General features: G+C 62.0%; 15 protein-coding genes. 7 read left to right on the plus strand and 8 right to left on the minus strand.

What is annotated here, in order from left to right; all coding sequences use genetic code 11:
• The first annotated feature begins 3 nt into the window (after positions 1 to 3).
• The 4 genes from AC07VF_RS01315 to AC07VF_RS01330 all read left to right on the plus strand — a co-directional run bounded on the left by AC07VF_RS01315 (position 4) and on the right by AC07VF_RS01330 (position 3,801).
• Complete coding sequence (locus AC07VF_RS01315) at positions 4 to 654, plus strand: amino acid ABC transporter permease (RefSeq protein WP_108120509.1); 651 nt, start codon at positions 4 to 6, stop codon at positions 652 to 654.
• On the plus strand, positions 647 to 1,369 hold the full coding sequence (locus tag AC07VF_RS01320; protein ID WP_065992809.1) for an amino acid ABC transporter ATP-binding protein: 723 nt from the start codon (positions 647 to 649) through the stop codon (positions 1,367 to 1,369). The genes AC07VF_RS01315 and AC07VF_RS01320 overlap by 8 nt, the downstream gene beginning before the upstream one ends.
• 224 nt (positions 1,370 to 1,593) lie before the next feature.
• Positions 1,594 to 2,631: a trans-3-hydroxy-L-proline dehydratase gene (locus AC07VF_RS01325; protein ID WP_495008807.1), complete on the plus strand. Its 1,038-nt coding sequence runs from the start codon at positions 1,594 to 1,596 to the stop codon at positions 2,629 to 2,631.
• A 252-nt stretch (positions 2,632 to 2,883) separates the two neighbouring features.
• Complete coding sequence (locus AC07VF_RS01330) at positions 2,884 to 3,801, plus strand: dihydrodipicolinate synthase family protein (RefSeq protein ID WP_192172925.1); 918 nt, start codon at positions 2,884 to 2,886, stop codon at positions 3,799 to 3,801.
• A gap of 214 nt (positions 3,802 to 4,015) precedes the next feature.
• On the opposite strand, the gene ttcA is transcribed toward AC07VF_RS01330, so the two are convergent.
• Positions 4,016 to 4,840 (minus strand): tRNA 2-thiocytidine(32) synthetase TtcA, encoded by an 825-nt coding sequence (gene ttcA, locus AC07VF_RS01335; RefSeq protein ID WP_192172926.1) that lies wholly within the window; start codon positions 4,838 to 4,840, stop codon positions 4,016 to 4,018.
• A 316-nt stretch (positions 4,841 to 5,156) separates the two neighbouring features.
• Here ttcA and AC07VF_RS01340 point away from each other — a divergent pair, with 316 nt between their 5' ends.
• Together AC07VF_RS01340 and AC07VF_RS01345 are read left to right on the plus strand one after the other, a co-directional pair.
• Entirely contained in the window at positions 5,157 to 5,759 is a 603-nt protein-coding gene (locus AC07VF_RS01340; protein WP_192172927.1) for a Yip1 family protein, read from the plus strand.
• Positions 5,760 to 5,842: 83 nt separating this feature from the next.
• A complete protein-coding gene (locus tag AC07VF_RS01345) occupies positions 5,843 to 6,337 on the plus strand; it encodes a SprT family zinc-dependent metalloprotease (RefSeq protein ID WP_192172928.1) in 495 nt (164 codons plus the stop codon).
• A gap of 328 nt (positions 6,338 to 6,665) precedes the next feature.
• Here the strand turns inward: AC07VF_RS01345 and AC07VF_RS01350 are convergent, their stop codons facing one another.
• The 5 genes from AC07VF_RS01350 to AC07VF_RS01370 all read right to left on the minus strand — a co-directional run bounded on the left by AC07VF_RS01350 (position 6,666) and on the right by AC07VF_RS01370 (position 12,190).
• Positions 6,666 to 7,847, minus strand: a complete 1,182-nt coding sequence (locus tag AC07VF_RS01350; RefSeq protein ID WP_192172929.1) for a CaiB/BaiF CoA transferase family protein — start codon at positions 7,845 to 7,847, stop codon at positions 6,666 to 6,668.
• A 121-nt stretch (positions 7,848 to 7,968) separates the two neighbouring features.
• A complete protein-coding gene (locus AC07VF_RS01355) occupies positions 7,969 to 9,306 on the minus strand; it encodes a dicarboxylate/amino acid:cation symporter (RefSeq protein WP_192172930.1) in 1,338 nt (445 codons plus the stop codon).
• Positions 9,307 to 9,604: 298 nt separating this feature from the next.
• The gene (locus tag AC07VF_RS01360) at positions 9,605 to 10,948 is read right to left on the minus strand and encodes an ATP-binding protein (RefSeq protein WP_423574663.1); all 1,344 of its coding nucleotides are present in this window, start codon (positions 10,946 to 10,948) and stop codon (positions 9,605 to 9,607) included.
• Positions 10,945 to 11,622, minus strand: a complete 678-nt coding sequence (locus AC07VF_RS01365) for a response regulator (protein ID WP_495008806.1) — start codon at positions 11,620 to 11,622, stop codon at positions 10,945 to 10,947. The genes AC07VF_RS01360 and AC07VF_RS01365 overlap by 4 nt, the downstream gene beginning before the upstream one ends.
• A gap of 139 nt (positions 11,623 to 11,761) precedes the next feature.
• Entirely contained in the window at positions 11,762 to 12,190 is a 429-nt protein-coding gene (locus AC07VF_RS01370; protein ID WP_192172932.1) for a hypothetical protein, read from the minus strand.
• Positions 12,191 to 13,048: 858 nt separating this feature from the next.
• Between AC07VF_RS01370 and AC07VF_RS01375 the strand changes: the two genes are divergently transcribed.
• On the plus strand, positions 13,049 to 13,774 hold the full coding sequence (locus tag AC07VF_RS01375) for a 4'-phosphopantetheinyl transferase family protein (protein ID WP_197983905.1): 726 nt from the start codon (positions 13,049 to 13,051) through the stop codon (positions 13,772 to 13,774).
• Here the strand turns inward: AC07VF_RS01375 and fhuF are convergent.
• The gene (gene fhuF / locus AC07VF_RS01380) at positions 13,725 to 14,498 is read right to left on the minus strand and encodes a siderophore-iron reductase FhuF (protein WP_495008805.1); all 774 of its coding nucleotides are present in this window, start codon (positions 14,496 to 14,498) and stop codon (positions 13,725 to 13,727) included. The genes AC07VF_RS01375 and fhuF overlap by 50 nt on opposite strands.
• A complete protein-coding gene (locus AC07VF_RS01385; protein WP_495008804.1) occupies positions 14,456 to 16,096 on the minus strand; it encodes an ATP-binding protein in 1,641 nt (546 codons plus the stop codon). Before AC07VF_RS01385 ends, fhuF begins: the two co-directional genes overlap by 43 nt.

A 16,096-nucleotide genomic window follows, 5' to 3' on the forward strand; every position in this document is an offset into this window, starting at 1 on the left:
GGCATGTTCGAGAGCACGTTCACCTGGAACGACCTGCAATTCATGCTTCAGGGCGCCTGGGTCACGATTTTGCTGACCGTGGTGTCGATGTTCATCGGCACGCTGGCGGGGGTGGTCTGCGGCATGGCCCGCGCCCTCCTGCCGCGCAGCACGATTCCGCTGGCATGGGTGCTGGACGTGTTCCGCAGCGTGCCGTTGCTGATTCAGTTCGTGCTGTTCAACGCGCTGAAAAGCATCGTCGGCCTGAACTGGAGCGCCTTCGCCGTGGCCTGCGTGGTGCTGGGGCTGTATGTCACCGCTTATTGCACAGAGATCGTGCGCAGCGGCGTGCTGTCGGTGCCGCTTACGTTGCGCCGCGCCAGCCGCTCCCTGGGCCTGACGTACTGGCAGGACCTGCGCCAGATCGTCATGCCGATGGCCACCCGCGTGGCGTTTCCCGGCTGGATCAACCTGCTGCTCGGGGTGATGAAAGACACCGCGCTGGTGATGTGGATCGGCATCGTCGAACTGCTGCGCGCCTCGCAAACCATCGTCACGCGCATTCAGGAGCCGCTGCTGGTGCTGTGCATCGCCGGCCTGATTTATTACGTCATGAGTCTGGTGGTCGCCCGGTTGGGCGCCCGGCTGGAAACGAGGTGGCAGGAAAATGATTGAGATCGACAACGTGCACAAGTCATTCGGCGAGCTTGAGGTCATCAAGGGCGTGAGCCTGCAGGTGAACAAGGGCGAAGTGGTGTCGATCATCGGCGGTTCGGGCTCGGGCAAGTCGACGCTGCTGATGTGCATCAACGGGCTGGAATCGATCAAGAGCGGCAGCATTCGCGTCGATGGCACCGAGGTGCATGCCCGGGGCACGGACATCAACAAGCTGCGGCAGAAAATCGGCATCGTCTTTCAGCAGTGGAACGCGTTTCCCCATCTGACAGTGCTGGAAAACGTCATGCTCGCCCCGCGCACCGTGCTGGGCAAAAGCAAGGCCGAAGCCGAAGCGCTGGCGGTCAAGCAACTGACCCATGTGGGCCTGGGCGACAAGCTCAAGGTGTTTCCCGGCAAGTTGTCGGGTGGGCAGCAACAGCGCATGGCGATAGCCCGGGCGCTGGCGATGTCGCCGGATTACATGCTGTTCGACGAAGCGACGTCGGCCCTCGATCCGCAACTGGTGGGCGAGGTGCTGGACACCATGCGCATGCTGGCCGAGGACGGCATGACGATGATTCTGGTGACCCACGAAATCCGCTTCGCCCGGGACGTGTCCGACCGCGTGGCGTTTTTCCGCAACGGGCTGGTGCACGAGATCGGCACGCCGGACCAAGTGATCGGCAACCCGCAGCGGCCGGAGACGGCGGATTTTTTGCGATCAATCAATTAGGGGGTTGGCTTAAAGAGGGCGTGCATGGAAACCACCACCTGTAGGAGGAGCTTGCTCGCGAGGACTGCATTGCAGGCGCCAGAGAGGTTGCGACTGTACCGGCCCCTTCGTGAGCAAGCTCACTCCCACACGTCATCCAGCGTGAGTGAGATCGAAGGCTCGCCTCATTTTCTGATGAGCCCAAGCAAATCGATACGTATTTTTTTACAGGAGGGCCTTAGGTCATGCGCTCAACGAAAGTGATTCATGTGGTCAGTTGTCACGCCGAAGGTGAGGTGGGCGATGTGATTGTCGGCGGGGTTGCGCCGCCGCCGGGGGAGACGATATGGGAGCAGTCGCGCTGGATCGAGAAGGACAACGTGCTGCGCAATTTCATGCTCAACGAGCCGCGCGGCGGGGTGTTCCGTCACGTCAATCTGCTGGTGCCGCCCAAGCACCCGAAAGCGCAGATGGGCTGGATCATCATGGAACCGGCCGACGTGCCGCCGATGTCTGGCTCCAACTCCCTGTGCGTGGCGACGGTGCTGCTGGACAGCGGGATTCTGCCGATGACCGAGCCGGAAACACGTCTGATCCTGGAGGCGCCGGGCGGTTTGATCGAAGCGATTGCCCAGTGCCGCGACGGCAAAGTGATGAGCGTCGAGGTGCACAACCACCCGTCGTTCGCCGATCAGCTGGACGTGTGGATCGAGGTGCCAGGGCTGGGGTCTATTCAGGTGGATACCGCCTATGGCGGCGACAGTTTTGCCATCGTCGATTCGGTGAAGCTGGGCTTTTCGTTGACCGCTGATGAGGCGAAGGACCTGGTAGACACCGGCCTGAAAATCACTAAGGCCGCCAACGAGCAGCTGGGTTTCAGCCATCCGTTGAACAAGGACTGGAATCACATTTCGTTTTGCCAGATCGCAGCGCCGGTGAGTTTTGACGGCGGCGTGGCCCATGCGGCCAACGCGGTGGTGATTCGTCCCGGCAAAATAGACCGCTCGCCGTGCGGCACCGGGTGTTCGGCACGGCTGGCGGTGTTGCATGCAAAGGGTCAGCTGAAGGTGGGCGACCGGTTTATCGGGCGTTCAATTATTGGCTCGGAGTTTCACTGCAGGATTCAGAGCGAGACCGAGGTGGCCGGGCGCAAGGCGATCATCCCGAGCCTGTCCGGGCGGGCGTGGATCACCGGCACGCACCAGCACATGCTCGACCCGAGCGATCCGTGGCCAGAGGGGTACAAGTTGAGTGATACCTGGCCGGTGGGGTTGAAGCTGTAGATGCTGCGTCGGTTTGCGAATGATTGCACAGCCGATTTGGCTGGACGCATGCAAATCCTGTGGGAGCGAGCTTGCTCGCGAATGCGGTACGTCTGCGATGGATGTGGTGACAAATACACCGCATTCGCGAGCAAGCTCACTCCTACAGGGGACCGAGGCAGTCTGAGATGCCGTCGAAACACCCAATACCCGGGCGTTCTCCGCGGAAACAATAACGTATACGAAATACCTTTATCCAATCAGGAGTCAATCATGAGCCAGTCCGTGTCCTGGAGCGGGGTCTTCCCTGCCGTTACTACGCAATTCAACGACGATTTCTCCCTCAATCTGGAGGCCACCCATAAGGTCATTTCCAATTTGGTGCGCGATGGCGTGTCGGGGCTGGTGATCTGCGGGACCGTGGGGGAAAACACCTCGTTGAGCGTCGCCGAAAAGATCAGCCTGATGGAAGCCGCCAAAGACGCCTCGGCCGGGCGCGTGCCGGTGATTTCCGGCATTGCCGAGTTCACCAGCGCCAATGCCAGTGCCGTCGCCAAAGAGGTGCAGAAAGCCGGTGCCGACGGGATCATGCTGATGCCGGCGCTGGTGTACTCGGCCAAGCCCTTCGAGACCGCCACCCACTTCCGCACCGTGGCCGCCGCCACCGACCTGCCGATGATGGTTTACAACAACCCGCCGATCTACAAGAACGACGTGACCCCGGACATCCTCATCTCTCTGGCGGACTGCGACACCATCGTGTGTTTCAAGGATTCGTCGGGCAACACCAACCGCTTTATCGACGTGCGCAACGAAGTCGGCGATCGCTTCGTGCTGTTTGCCGGGCTTGATGATGTGTTGGTGGAAAGCGTTGCGGTGGGCGCGGTGGGCTGGGTGTCGGGGATGTCCAACGCCTTCCCGAAAGAGGGCGAGACGTTGTTCCGTCTGGCCAAGGCCGGGCGCTTTGCCGAGGCGATGGCGCTGTATGAGTGGTTCATGCCGCTGCTGCACCTGGATGCGCGTCCGGACCTGGTGCAATGCATCAAGCTGTGCGAAGCGATCATGGAACGCGGCAGCGCCCTCACCCGCCCACCGCGTCTGGCGCTGCCGGACAGTGATCGGGAATATGTGGAGAAGTTGATGAAGACCGCGTTGGCGAACAAGCCGGTGTTGCCGGATGTGGGGTTGTAATCGGTCGTTTTTTGGGTGAGCCGATCCGCGTGTTTTGGCGTATATCTGGGGTGTTCAAACCGGCCTCTTCCCGGCTGAAGCCGGTCCCACAGGGTCGTGCATTCGGCCGGGGACCGGGTTTCAGCCGGGAAGGCGATTCCACGGTTTCAACGCGGTTTAGTGGGACCGGCTTTAGCCGGGAATGCGATTTCACTGGCTCAATGCGGACTGAGCTCTACACATTCACCACATTCACAAACCGCGAGGCAGCGGTTTCGTCGATGCGCAGGTTGGTGAAATCGAACAGGTTGCGGTCCGCCAGTTGCGAGGGCTGGACGTTCTGCAGGCTGCGGAAAATCATGTCGGAGCGGCCGGGGGTTTTGCGGTCCCATTCCTGCAGCATCTCCTTGACCACCTGACGCTGCAGGTTTTCCTGGGAGCCGCACAGGTTGCACGGGATGATCGGGAATTGCTTGAAGTCCGAATAGGCCTGAATGTCCTTCTCGGCGCAATACGCCAGCGGACGAATCACCACGTTGCGGCCATCGTCGGCGCGCAGCTTGGGCGGCATGGCCTTGATGCTGCCCTGGAAAAACATGTTCAGGAAAAACGTCTCGACGATGTCGTCACGGTGGTGACCGAGGGCCATCTTGGTCGCGCCGATTTCATCCGCAAACGTATAGAGCGTGCCGCGACGCAGGCGCGAACACAGCGAGCACGTGGTCCGGCCCTCTGGCACCAGCTCCTTGACCACCGAATAGGTGTCTTTCTCGACGATGTGGTACTCGACGCCCAATTGCTCCAGGTACGCCGGCAGGACGTGCTCGGGGAAACCCGGCTGTTTCTGGTCCATGTTCACCGCGACGATGTCGAACTTGATCGGCGCGACTTTCTGCAAATGCAGCAACACATCCAGCAGCGTGTAACTGTCTTTGCCGCCGGACAGGCAGACCATCACCTTGTCGCCCTCTTCAATCATGTTGTAGTCGGCCACCGCTTCGCCCGCGAGCCGACGCAGACGCTTCTGCAGTTTGTTCTGATTGACTGAAAGGGTGCCCATGGCGCTGGTATCCGCTCGCTGTGGTGGGAAGAGACGTGGGGAAAGGGTCGGCATTTTACGCAAAAAGACCGGCTCGGGTAATGGCTGTCGCGGGTGGAACCACCGTCGATTTCTAGGGCCCTTGATCGCCAACCGCTATTAACAGCGCCCTTGAACGCCTCAATCGCTCTAACGCCTCCGGTTTACGGGTGCTCAGCTTTCTATACTGACCTGAGAGGTCCCAGCCATTTCCCTTGATCGATTGTGACCTTGTTTTGACGGCATCTGCAGTCGGGCTTCGTGGGAAGCGGCGGCACACATCACGGGAGTAACGGATATGATCCATCACGTCTTGGGGCTGTTCACCCACCCCGATCAGGAATGGCAACAGATACGCGGCGAAGGTGAAGAAAGCATCGGCCATATGTACTTCACCCACACGCTGATCCTGGCGGCGATCCCGGCGGTATCGGCGTACATCGGCACGACGCAGGTGGGGTGGCAGATCGGCGACCGGCCGCCGGTCATGCTGACCAGCGACAGCGCAGTGTGGATGGCGCTGATGTCGTACATCGCCATGCTCGCCGGCGTCGGCATCATGGGCGGCTTCATCCATTGGATGGCGCGCACCTATGATGCGACACCCAGCCTGGCGCGCTGCGTGGCCTTCGCGACCTACACGGCGACGCCGTTGTTCCTCGGCGGGCTGGCCGCGCTGTACCCGCACATGTGGCTGGGGATGATGGTCGGGCTGGCGGCGGTCTGCTACACGGTGTACCTGCTGTACGTCGGTTTGCCGGTGTTCATGGGCGTGCACCCGGACGAAGGCTTCATGTTCTCAAGCTCGGTGCTCGCGGTCGGGCTGGTGGTGTTGGTGGCGATCATGGCGTTTACCGTGGTGCTGTGGGGCGTAGGGATCGGTCCGGAATTCACCAGTTAGTACCCGGTGACCATTCGGCGCTTTGGGTTTTGGCGGCACAGAAGCTTTGCGGCATACTCGCCTCCTCTGGAGACCGATGAAGCATGCTCGAACCACTCAACACCCGCGTCGAATCCTGCTACCAGCAAGCCGAAGACTTCTTCAAACGCCCTTTCAAGCGTCCGGTCGTGAGCGTCAAACTGCGCGGTCAGAAGGCCGGCGTGGCACATCTGCACGAGAACATGCTGCGCTTCAATCCGCAGCTGTACCTGGAAAACCGCGAGGACTTCCTGCGCCAGACCGTCCCCCACGAGGTCGCGCACCTCGTTGCTCATCAACTGTTCGGTGACACCATTCAGCCCCACGGCGAGGAATGGCAGCTGATCATGCGCGGCGTCTACGAACTCCCGCCCAACCGCTGTCACACCTACGAAATCCAGCGCCGCAGCGTGACCCGCTACATCTACCGATGCCCGTGCCCGGAGAGCGATTTCCCGTTCACCGCCCAGCGCCACAAGCTGGTGCGCAAAGGCCGGCGCTACCTGTGCAAACGCTGCCGGGAGATTCTGGTGTTCAGCGGCGAGACGCGGGTGGAGTGACTCCCCGCTTTCTCAAGTGGCTGCAAGTAAGTCTTCGCGAGCAAGCTCGCTCCCACAGGGTTGCAGTGAACTCGGGACCTTGTTAAAGCCACTGAGGTTGCGCACGAGTGACCGGGGTGGACTCGGGACCTTGGTAACGCCGCTGGACTTGTGGGAGTGAGCTTGCTCACGAAGGGGCCAGGGCAGTCAGCAATTTCTCAAGGAGCTGCAAGCAAGTCGTCGCGAGCAAGCTTGCTCCCACAGGATTGGAGTGGACTCGGGACGTTGTTAAAGCCACTGAGGTTGCGCACGAGAGGCCGGGGCATTCGATTGACCCGGCCTTCAGATTTCACCCAAACACCCCCGCCTCACCCATCGACTCAATCTCCTGCGCGCTGAACCCCGCTTCAGCCAGCACCTGCGCGGAATGCGCGCCGACGGCCACGCCGATGTGCCGGGGCGCGGGCAGTCCTTCTGAAAACTTCACCGGGCAGGCCATCTGCAGTTGAGCGCTGCCGTCACCGCGGGGCACCTGCGCCAGCATCTCGCGCGCCTGGATGTGCGGGTGCTGCGTGGCTTCGGAGAAACTCAGCACCGGCTCGACACAGGCATCGATGCCGGCGAACAGTTCTTGCAGCTCATCGGAACTGCGGCGCTCGAACTCGATTTCCAGCTCACGCTTGAGCACGGCCTGTTCGTCGGGCAAAAACGAGAGCCCAAGCCTCGCCAGTTCCGGTCGTCCCAGCGCGGCACACATCCCGTGGAGAAAACCGGGCTCCAGGCCCCCCACCGAAAACCACCTGCCGTCGCGGCTGCGGTAGTAATCGTAGAAGCTGCCGCCGTTGAGCATCTGCGTCTCCCGATCGGGCTCAACGCCGGCCGCCAGATACCCCGCGCCGGCCAGGGCATTCAGGCTGAACGCGCAATCGGTCATGCTGACGTCGACGTACTGGCCCTGCCCGGTTTGATGGCGCGCGACCACCGCCGCGAGCAAACCGATGACCCCATGCAACGAACCACCGGCGACATCCGCGACCTGCACGCCCAAGGGCAACGGCCCGCCGTCCTGGCGCCCGGTGTGGCTGGCCAGCCCTGCCACGGCCATGTAATTGATGTCGTGGCCGGCGCGATTACGGTAGGGCCCGGTCTGGCCGTAACCGGTGATGGCGACGTAGATCAGCCGCGGATTGATCGCCTTCAACGCCTCATAGCCAATCCCCAGCCGCTCCATCACGCCCGGCCGAAACTGCTCCAGCACGATGTCGTAATCCGCCACCAGTCGCTTGATCACCTCGATGGCCTGAGGCTGTTTGAGGTCCAGCGCCAGGCTGCGTTTGTTGCGGTTGAGGTAGGCGTGGCTGGCTGAAACGCCGTGGTCATGGGGCGGCAATTCCCGCAGCAGATCCGGGCGGGTCGGTGATTCGATGCGCAACACCTCAGCGCCCATGTCCGCCAGCAGCAGCGAAGCGAATGGTCCGGGCAGCAATGTCGAGAAATCGAGGACTTTGAGCGATGACAGCGGACCGTGCATGGGGCGTTCTCTGATGGCCGGCAAGGGGCTCAGAGTAGGTGCGATTCGCCCATAAAAAAAGCCTGTCCGAAGACAGGCTTTTTCAACAACCCTTACCGCTGACGCGTGTTACGAACGCAGCTTACGAACGTACAACAGGGGTAGGCGCAGTTTCGGCCACACCCAGGTCGTCGGTAGGAGCGGTGTTGTCGATGGCACGACCGCCGGAGGCCAGCTCGGACTGCATCTGCGGAACGTCCAGCTCACCGACCCACTTGGCGACAACCAGGGTTGCCACAGCGTTACCGCACAGGTTGGTCAGGGCGCGGGCTTCGGACATGAAGCGGTCGATGCCCAGGATCAGCGCCAGACCGGCGACCGGCAGCGTGCCGACGGCAGACAGGGTGGCGGCCAGTACGATGAAGCCGGAACCGGTCACGCCTGCCGCACCTTTGGACGACAGCAGCAGCACCAGCAACAGGGTGATCTGATGGGTGATGTCCATGTGGGTGTTGGTGGCCTGAGCGATGAACACCGCAGCCATGGTCAGGTAGATCGAGGTACCGTCGAGGTTGAACGAGTAACCGGTCGGGATCACCAGACCCACAACGGATTTCTTCGCGCCCAGACGCTCCATCTTGATCAGCATGCGTGGCAGTGCCGACTCGGACGACGAGGTACCCAGCACGATCAACAGTTCTTCGCGGATGTACTTGATCAGCTTGAGGATGCTGAAGCCGTGAGCGCGAGCGATGGCACCGAGCACCACCAGCACGAACAGCAGGCAGGTGATGTAGAAGCACAGCATCAGTTGGCCGAGCTGCACCAGCGAACTGACGCCATAGGCACCGATGGTGAACGCCATGGCACCCAGCGCGCCCAGCGGGGCGAGCTTCATGATCATGTTGATGATGTTGAACATGATGTGGGCGAAGCGATCGATGAAGTCCAGGATCGGCTTGCCGTAGGCGCCGAGGCGGTGCAGGGCGAAACCGAAAATCACTGAGAACATCAGCACTTGCAGGATGTCTCCGTTGGCGAACGCGCCGACGATGGTGTTCGGGATGACGTTGAGGATGAAGCCGACGATGCTCTGGTCTTTACCGGCGGTCACGTAGGCCGCGACCTTGGAAGCGTCGAGGGTGGACACGTCGATGTTCATGCCGGCGCCCGGCTGGACGACGTTGACCACGATCAGGCCGATGATCAGCGAGATGGTCGAAACGATTTCGAAGTAGAGCAGCGCGTAGCCGCCGGTCTTGCCCACGGATTTCATGCTCTGCATGCCAGCGATGCCGCTGACGACGGTGCAGAAGATGATCGGTGCAATGACCATTTTGATCAGTTTGATGAACCCGTCACCCAGCGGTTTGAGCGTTACGGCAGTTTCGGGGTACCAGTGACCGAGGGCGATACCGACGATGATCGCGACGATCACCTGGGCGTACAGGGATTTATAGATGGGCTGACGAGTCGTCATTGCAGTTTCCTCAAGAGCATCGGTCTGCAACATTCCGGTTGCAGAGACGCCTAAAGTGCGAACCCTCCTGCTCGGAGGGATTTGTTTTTGTCGAGCTGCGCGCGGCAGACCTCTGCCCAGTGCATCGCAAGCACCGTGCCAGAGTTGTTAAATCGTGTGACAGGCCCGGATTCCGTGAACCGGCTGGTTAACGATAGACCCGTTGGCCGAAAGAGGGTGGCGGTTTTCCGCCGTTTGCCGGCAAATCGTCCGCCACACTGGCGGGTATCCGCCTTGATGGGAGTGCCATTGGCGGAAATTAAATGGCGAACTGGATGCGGAACGCCGCGCCGCCCAGTTCCGAATCGCCCAGGGTGAGCCGCGCGCCGTAGCTTTCGATGATGTCCTTGACCACCGCCAGACCGATGCCCTGCCCCGGGTTTTGCGTGTCCAGCCGCTCGCCGCGTTCGAGAATCCGTGCGCGCTGATCTTCCGGCACGCCGGGGCCGTCGTCTTCGATGCACAGCTCGTCGCCCATCATCGATGACCGCCAGCTCACGCGCACTTCGCCGAGACACAGGCGGTAGGCGTTTTCCAGCAGGTTGCCGAGCATCTCCAGCAAGGCGCCCTCTTCCATCTGCACCTGGCAATTGTCCGGCAGGTCGAGCACCACGTTGACGCGCTTGTCGCGGTAGACCTTTTCCAGCGTGTTGCACAGGCTCTGCACCACGGGTTTGAGGGCCACGTGATAGCGCACCAGCCCGCTTTTTCGCAGGCTGGCGCGTTGCAACTGATAGCTGATCTGCTGGCTCATGCGCTCGATCTGCGATTGCAGAATCCGCGCCTGCTCCAGGTCCTCCGGCCGTTTGGCGATCTGCTCGCTGACGCCTTGCAGCACCGCGAGCGGGGTTTTCAGGCTGTGGGCGAGATCGTCGAGGGAGTCGCGGTAACGAATGCGCTGCTCACGTTCGCTGCGCAGCAGGCGGTTGAGGGAGTCGGTCAGGCGCAGCAGTTCGCTGGGGTGTTCTTCGCTGAGACTTTCCCGCGAGCCCGCCTCGACCTGATCCAGTTCCTGACTCATGCCCCGCAGCGCACGCAGACCCCAGGTCAGCCCGCCCCACAGCAGAATCAACAGGACCAGCAGCGCGCCGCCGAAACCCAGGTAGAGTTTTTCGCGCAGGCCGGAGATGGTTTCCTGGTATTCCCGCACCGGTTGCAGGGCGACGATGCTGTAGGCGGCGTTGCGTCCGCCGAGCAGTTTGATTTCGACGTCGTAGACGAAGAACTCTTCGCCGTTGGGTTGGCGGATCTTGGCGAATTCGTTGCCGCGGCCGTCGTAGCGGGGCTGGTAGTCGATGGCCTCGTCTTCGGTGGCCCGGGAGCGCCACACCAGTTTGCCGGCGCGGTTATAGATGTAGCCGAGCAAGCGGCTGTCGGGCAGGGCGAACTGCTCGCCGGGCAGTAACGACGGCATCAGCAGGTGGTCGTCTTCGACACGGGCGGCGGAGATCAGCGTGGTGACGTCGGACGCCAGACGTTTTTCGATGGAGCTTTCCAGCGCCAGGCTGAAAGCGCTTTGCAGCGCCGGCAGCATGAGGAGCATGAAGATGACGGCCAAGGTCGCGGCGCCCAGCATCAGACGCAGGCGCAGCGAACGGATCATGTACAGCGCTCGGTAAACAGGTAGCCCAGGCCGCGCACGGTGTCGATCGGTTTAAAACCGGCAGGCCCATCGAGCTTGCGGCGCAGCCGACCAACCAGCACTTCGATCACGTTCGGATCGCGCTCGTCGTCATCGGGGTACAGCTGTTCCATCAGGCGTTCCTTGGGCACCACTTGCTGGTGGTGGCGCATGAGGTATTCGAGAATCCGGTATTCGTAGGCGGTCAGCGCCAGCGGTTGTTCGTCCAGGGACGCCTGCTTGCGGTTGAGGTCCAGGCTCAGCGGGCCGGCAACGATGGTGGAGTGGGTGAAACCGCTGGAACGGCGCAGCAGGGCGTTGAGGCGCGCTTCGAGTTCTTCGAACTGGAACGGCTTGACCACGTAGTCGTCGGCGCCGGCGGCCAGGCCTTCGACTTTGTCTTGCCAGTTGCCGCGCGCGGTCAGGATGAGGATCGGGAACGCCTTGTTCTGCACGCGCAGTTGACGGATCAGGTCGAGACCGCCGACACCCGGCAGGCCCAGGTCGATGACCGCCAGATCGTGGTTGAACTGGCCCGCCTGATACAACGCTTCCTCGGCGTTGCCCACCGCTTCGACGACGTGACCGCTTTCGGTCAAACGGGTCTGCAGGTGGTGACGCAGCAGGGCTTCATCTTCGACAACCAGCAATTTCATGACGCTCTCCCAGGCAAAGGCAACCCTCTTTTTTCAAGAGTTTCAACGACGCTGCCGAGCGCGTGCAGTGTGACGAGCCCGGCAGCGATTGTGCAATCCAGACACCGCGAAAAACAGGCTGGCGGCTTAAAAAATTGGCTTATAAAACGTGGTGGACGGGTAAATAGGTGTGCTGACTCTCGCTCAGACTCAGCGAAGGCGGTTGCTGCACGGTGCGGACCGGTAAGCGGGTGTCGAACAGTCTAGTTGTGCCTGGCAAGGACGCCTGTGGATGGTAAGCGGTCGGAAGATTGGCCGTTTGCAGGCTCACGCCGTTGACGCGTGCGGCGAGATTTCCGTAGCCGGTGGCGTAGGGGTGATCCACAGGTTGCTGGCTGAACGCCTGGCTCCAGCTGCCGACCTGGGTGCTGTTGGCAAGGCTGCGGCGCAGGCCGTTGATGCGGTCAGCGCGTTCGGTGTTTTTGCCGAAATCGGTGCGGGACACGTCCGCGTTGCCATCAGCCGCTTGCGCCGCCGCGCTGCTGCCAAGAAACGCCAGCGCCAGAAAGAGCTTGTTGAACGTCAGCATGAGCAGGTCCTCCGGCGCCAGGCGCCTTGTTGGGTACGGTTTGGAGAATACGCAGCCAGCGCTGAACCCCTCCTGAACATGTACTGGACCAGAGCATTCGTCAGCAAGCTGACTCCCACAGGTTTTGTGCATGACGCTGAAACCCCGGCCAACGCCGATCCACTGTAGGAGTGAGCTTGCTCGCGAATGCGGTCTGCCTGTGCCATCCACTCCGCCTGACCCACCGCATTCGTCAGCAAGCTGACTCCCACAGGTTCTGTGCATGACGCTGAAGTCTCGGGGCAACACACATCTCCTGTAGGAGTGAGCTTGCTCGCGAATGCTTTATGCCTGTGCCATCACCTCGCCTGACCCACCGCATTCGTCAGCAAGCTGACTCCCACAGGTTCTGTGCTCGCCTTGGATTTTGCATTCACTGGAATGCAGTTTTTTGCGTGACGCTGAAACCCCGGCCAACGCCGATCCACTGTAGGAGTGAGCTTGCTCGCGAATGCTTCCTGCCTGTGCCATCACCTCGCCTGACCCACCGCATTCGTCAGCAAGCTGACTCCCACAGGTTCTATGCATGACGCTGAAGTCTCGGGGCAACACACATCTCCTGTGGGAGTGAGCTTGCTCGCGAATGCGGTCTGCCTGTGCCATCCACTCCGCCTGACCCACCTCATTCGTCAGCAAGCTGACTCCCACAGGTTTTGTGCTCGCCTTTGATTTTGCATTCACTGGAATGCAGTTCTGCGCATGACGCTGAAATCCCGGGCAACGCAGGCCATTGTGGGAGCGAGCTTGCTCGCGAAGACGGTTTGCCTGCCCGCAAACCGGTTTTGCGCCCAACACCGCGGTTCCGGCAGAATGCCGGGCATGACTCGATCCCCGACACTGCCCGACTGTTGCCCTGCCCTCACCGCTCACTGGCCCTTGCCGCACAGCTTGGCGGAGGTGGTGTTGGTGAGCGGTCGGTTCGATCCGCAAAAGCTCATCGACGGCGATTTTCAGCGCTGTCTCATCGAGCCGCCCGCTTCCATTCAGCGCTCGGTGGCCAAGCGAAAGACGGAATTCCTCGCCGGTCGTCTGTGCGCGCGGGAGGCGATGCGCCAGTTGGACGGCCGCACCCACGTCCCCCTGATTGGCGAAGACCGCGCGCCGATCTGGCCGCAGGACATCACCGGTTCGATCACACACAGCACCGGCTGGGCCGCCGCGATCGTCGCGCGCAAAACGGACTGGCGCGGATTGGGCCTGGACGTCGAACAGCTGATGAGCAACGAGCGCGCCGTGCGCCTGGCTGGAGAGATTCTGACGCCTGCGGAAATGCAGCGCCTGAACGCCGGGCCCGAACATCAAGCAGCCAAGGTCGTCACCCTGACCTTTTCCCTGAAAGAAAGCCTGTTCAAGGCGCTCTACCCCATCGTGCTCAAGCGCTTCTATTTCGAGGACGCCGAGTTGCTGGATTGGTCAGACGACGGTAACGCGCGGCTGCGGCTGAAAATTGATCTGTCGGCGGAATGGCATAACGGCAAGGAGCTGGACGCGCAGTTCAGCGTGCAGGACGGGCAGCTGTTGAGTCTGGTGGCGATTCGGGGCTGACGGCCGCGCCCAACGGACAATGCTCACACCGCCCCACCCATTCCACCCGATAACTCCAGCAGCACGTGCGCCGCTGCCGAACCGTCTGCCCATCCCTTTCTATATAGCTAACTGATTGGAACAGCGGATTGCGCCGCCCATCCGGCCTCAGCCTTTCACGCAACAAGCCATACCCCGCAACTACGGAAACGTCGCTCGCCGCGCACAACTGCCGCAAGCAGGTTTCCAGATAATCCCCGGCGTTGCCCCACAGCACGGCCGCCGGCACGTCACCGTAGGCACTCAAGCGGTCGATCACCTCTTGAAGATTCCCCAACAGCGGCGCAAAACGCTCGAACGGGTTATCCGAAGACGGCACCTGCATCACGGCCCCGTCAAACCTCACCCCATCCAGAAACCCCCGTTCATGCAGGGCGAAACTCAGCCGGTCCAGCCCCAGCGGCCACCCCATGCCATGGGCCAGACTCGCCACCACCACCGGCGGAATCAGCTGCATCGCGTAGTACTTCATCCACTGCGACACCAGCACCGGCAACTGCTCCCTTACCAACTCCGGCCCATACACCTTCAGCAGCAAGCGATCCAGAGCCTTATCCCGCAACAGCTCGGTCAACGGCAGCACAGCCCGTGTTTCATCGACCACCACCGTGCGAGCAAACCCGGCCAGCGCCCCGTCGAACATCACGCCTCCCCCTGCTGGCGGGGCCACGCCAGGCTGAAACACGCGCCGCCGAGGGTTTGACTGCGCCCGATCAGCGCGCGCCCGCCGTGCCAATGAATGATGCGGCGCACAATCGACAACCCTAAACCGTGCCCGCCCGACGCCCGGGTGCGGCTGTCGTCCAGGCGCATGAACGGCGTGAAGATCCGCTCCCAGGCACTTTCCGGCACGCCGGGGCCGTCATCTTCGACGTCGATGCGACAGCGCTCCTCACCCAGTTCATAACCAATCCGCACCTCCGACTCCGCGTGGCGCATGGCGTTGCTCAGCAGATTCTGCAGCGCCCGGTGCAAGTAACGCGGCTCGGCCTCCACCCAATGCTCGCAGTCCGATCCGACACGATGCAGCGCATCAACGCACTCCCCACGCCTGACACTGATGTGCGGCCGCAGCGGCGCCAGTTCGGCAATCACCTGCTCGATCAGGGCGTCAAGGTCGATGCGCTGGAAATTCAGGGTCGGCGCGCCCTGCTCCAGGCGCGCGTAGGTGAGCATCTCGTCAACCAGCTTGTCGAGGTCCTGGATATCGCTGTCCATGCCGACCATGTATTTATGCCGCGCTTCGGGGGTCGTGGCGTCGTTGATCATTTCCAGCCCGAAACGCAACCGCGCCACCGGCGTGCGCAGCTCATGGGACACCGCGCGGACCAGTTCGCGCTGGATCATCAGCGAACGCTGCAGGTGTTCGGCCATGCCGTTAAACGCCAACGCCAGCCGTCCGACCGAATCCGCGCCCGCTGCGGGCACGCGGGTTTCCAGGCTGCCCTGGGCGATCTGCGTGGCCGCCGCTTCCAGCCCGCGCAGCCGATGTTCAAGCCGACGCACCAGCAAATAAACCACCAGGCCGATCAGGCACAGACCGAGAAAGGCGATGAGGATCAGCAGCTCCGGCGGATAGGGGTTCATCTGAAACAGCGGGCCGATCTCCAGCACCCACGGGGTCTCTCCGACGCCGGACAGTACGCGGATCGAATCGCCGCCCTTGCCCAGCGCCATCACCGTGTCACCCTCGTCGATGCGCCGACGCTGGTCATCGTCGACATCCAGCTTCTCCAGCCGGATCAGCTGCATGTCGAAGCCGAAACCCTTGCTCTGGCGCAACGCTTCCAGCCGCGCCGGCTGCTCATCGACAGGCAGACGCACCAGCTCGTCCAGCAACAGAAAGATCGTGGCGCGGGCCAGTTGCTCGCTGATCTGCCGCACCTCGCCCGTCAGCAGCAAGCCGCTGGACGGATTGCCCGACATCGCCGGCTCGACCTCCCGAAACACCTGCGCGGCATGGGGTCCGGTCTGTTCGACCACCACCTGCCCGCGACTCAGACGGCTGCGCGCGCTGCCGTCCAGATGCGCGTGCTCGGCGGTTTCCAGTGTCAGCGGGATGCCGAGCAGACGTTCCCACACCGCGAGGGCTCGGGTGCGTTCGATGCTGTCCATGCCGCGCAGGTTGTCGGCCATCAATGTGAAGGTGCCGTGGGCCAACTGCTCGCGGTACTGCTCGGCGCGCACGGCGTTGACCAGATGCAGGGTCAGCACGCCCAGCAACGCCACCAGCACCAGAACGCCGAGCATGCCGCCATAAATGCGCAGGAAGATGGAATTCAT

Source organism: Pseudomonas sp. GW821-FHT02H06 (assembly GCF_059421525.1).

Coding starts and splice junctions, on each gene's coding strand:
- AC07VF_RS01315 (WP_108120509.1), top strand. CDS start 4: ATGTTCGAGAGCACGTTCACCTGGAACGACCTGCAATTCATGCTTCAG.
- AC07VF_RS01320 (WP_065992809.1), top strand. CDS start 647: ATGATTGAGATCGACAACGTGCACAAGTCATTCGGCGAGCTTGAGGTC.
- AC07VF_RS01325 (WP_495008807.1), top strand. CDS start 1,594: ATGCGCTCAACGAAAGTGATTCATGTGGTCAGTTGTCACGCCGAAGGT.
- AC07VF_RS01330 (WP_192172925.1), top strand. CDS start 2,884: ATGAGCCAGTCCGTGTCCTGGAGCGGGGTCTTCCCTGCCGTTACTACG.
- ttcA (WP_192172926.1), bottom strand. CDS start 4,840: ATGGGCACCCTTTCAGTCAATCAGAACAAACTGCAGAAGCGTCTGCGT.
- AC07VF_RS01340 (WP_192172927.1), top strand. CDS start 5,157: ATGATCCATCACGTCTTGGGGCTGTTCACCCACCCCGATCAGGAATGG.
- AC07VF_RS01345 (WP_192172928.1), top strand. CDS start 5,843: ATGCTCGAACCACTCAACACCCGCGTCGAATCCTGCTACCAGCAAGCC.
- AC07VF_RS01350 (WP_192172929.1), bottom strand. CDS start 7,847: ATGCACGGTCCGCTGTCATCGCTCAAAGTCCTCGATTTCTCGACATTG.
- AC07VF_RS01355 (WP_192172930.1), bottom strand. CDS start 9,306: ATGACGACTCGTCAGCCCATCTATAAATCCCTGTACGCCCAGGTGATC.
- AC07VF_RS01360 (WP_423574663.1), bottom strand. CDS start 10,948: ATGATCCGTTCGCTGCGCCTGCGTCTGATGCTGGGCGCCGCGACCTTG.
- AC07VF_RS01365 (WP_495008806.1), bottom strand. CDS start 11,622: ATGAAATTGCTGGTTGTCGAAGATGAAGCCCTGCTGCGTCACCACCTG.
- AC07VF_RS01370 (WP_192172932.1), bottom strand. CDS start 12,190: ATGCTGACGTTCAACAAGCTCTTTCTGGCGCTGGCGTTTCTTGGCAGC.
- AC07VF_RS01375 (WP_197983905.1), top strand. CDS start 13,049: ATGACTCGATCCCCGACACTGCCCGACTGTTGCCCTGCCCTCACCGCT.
- AC07VF_RS01385 (WP_495008804.1), bottom strand. CDS start 16,096: ATGAATTCCATCTTCCTGCGCATTTATGGCGGCATGCTCGGCGTTCTG.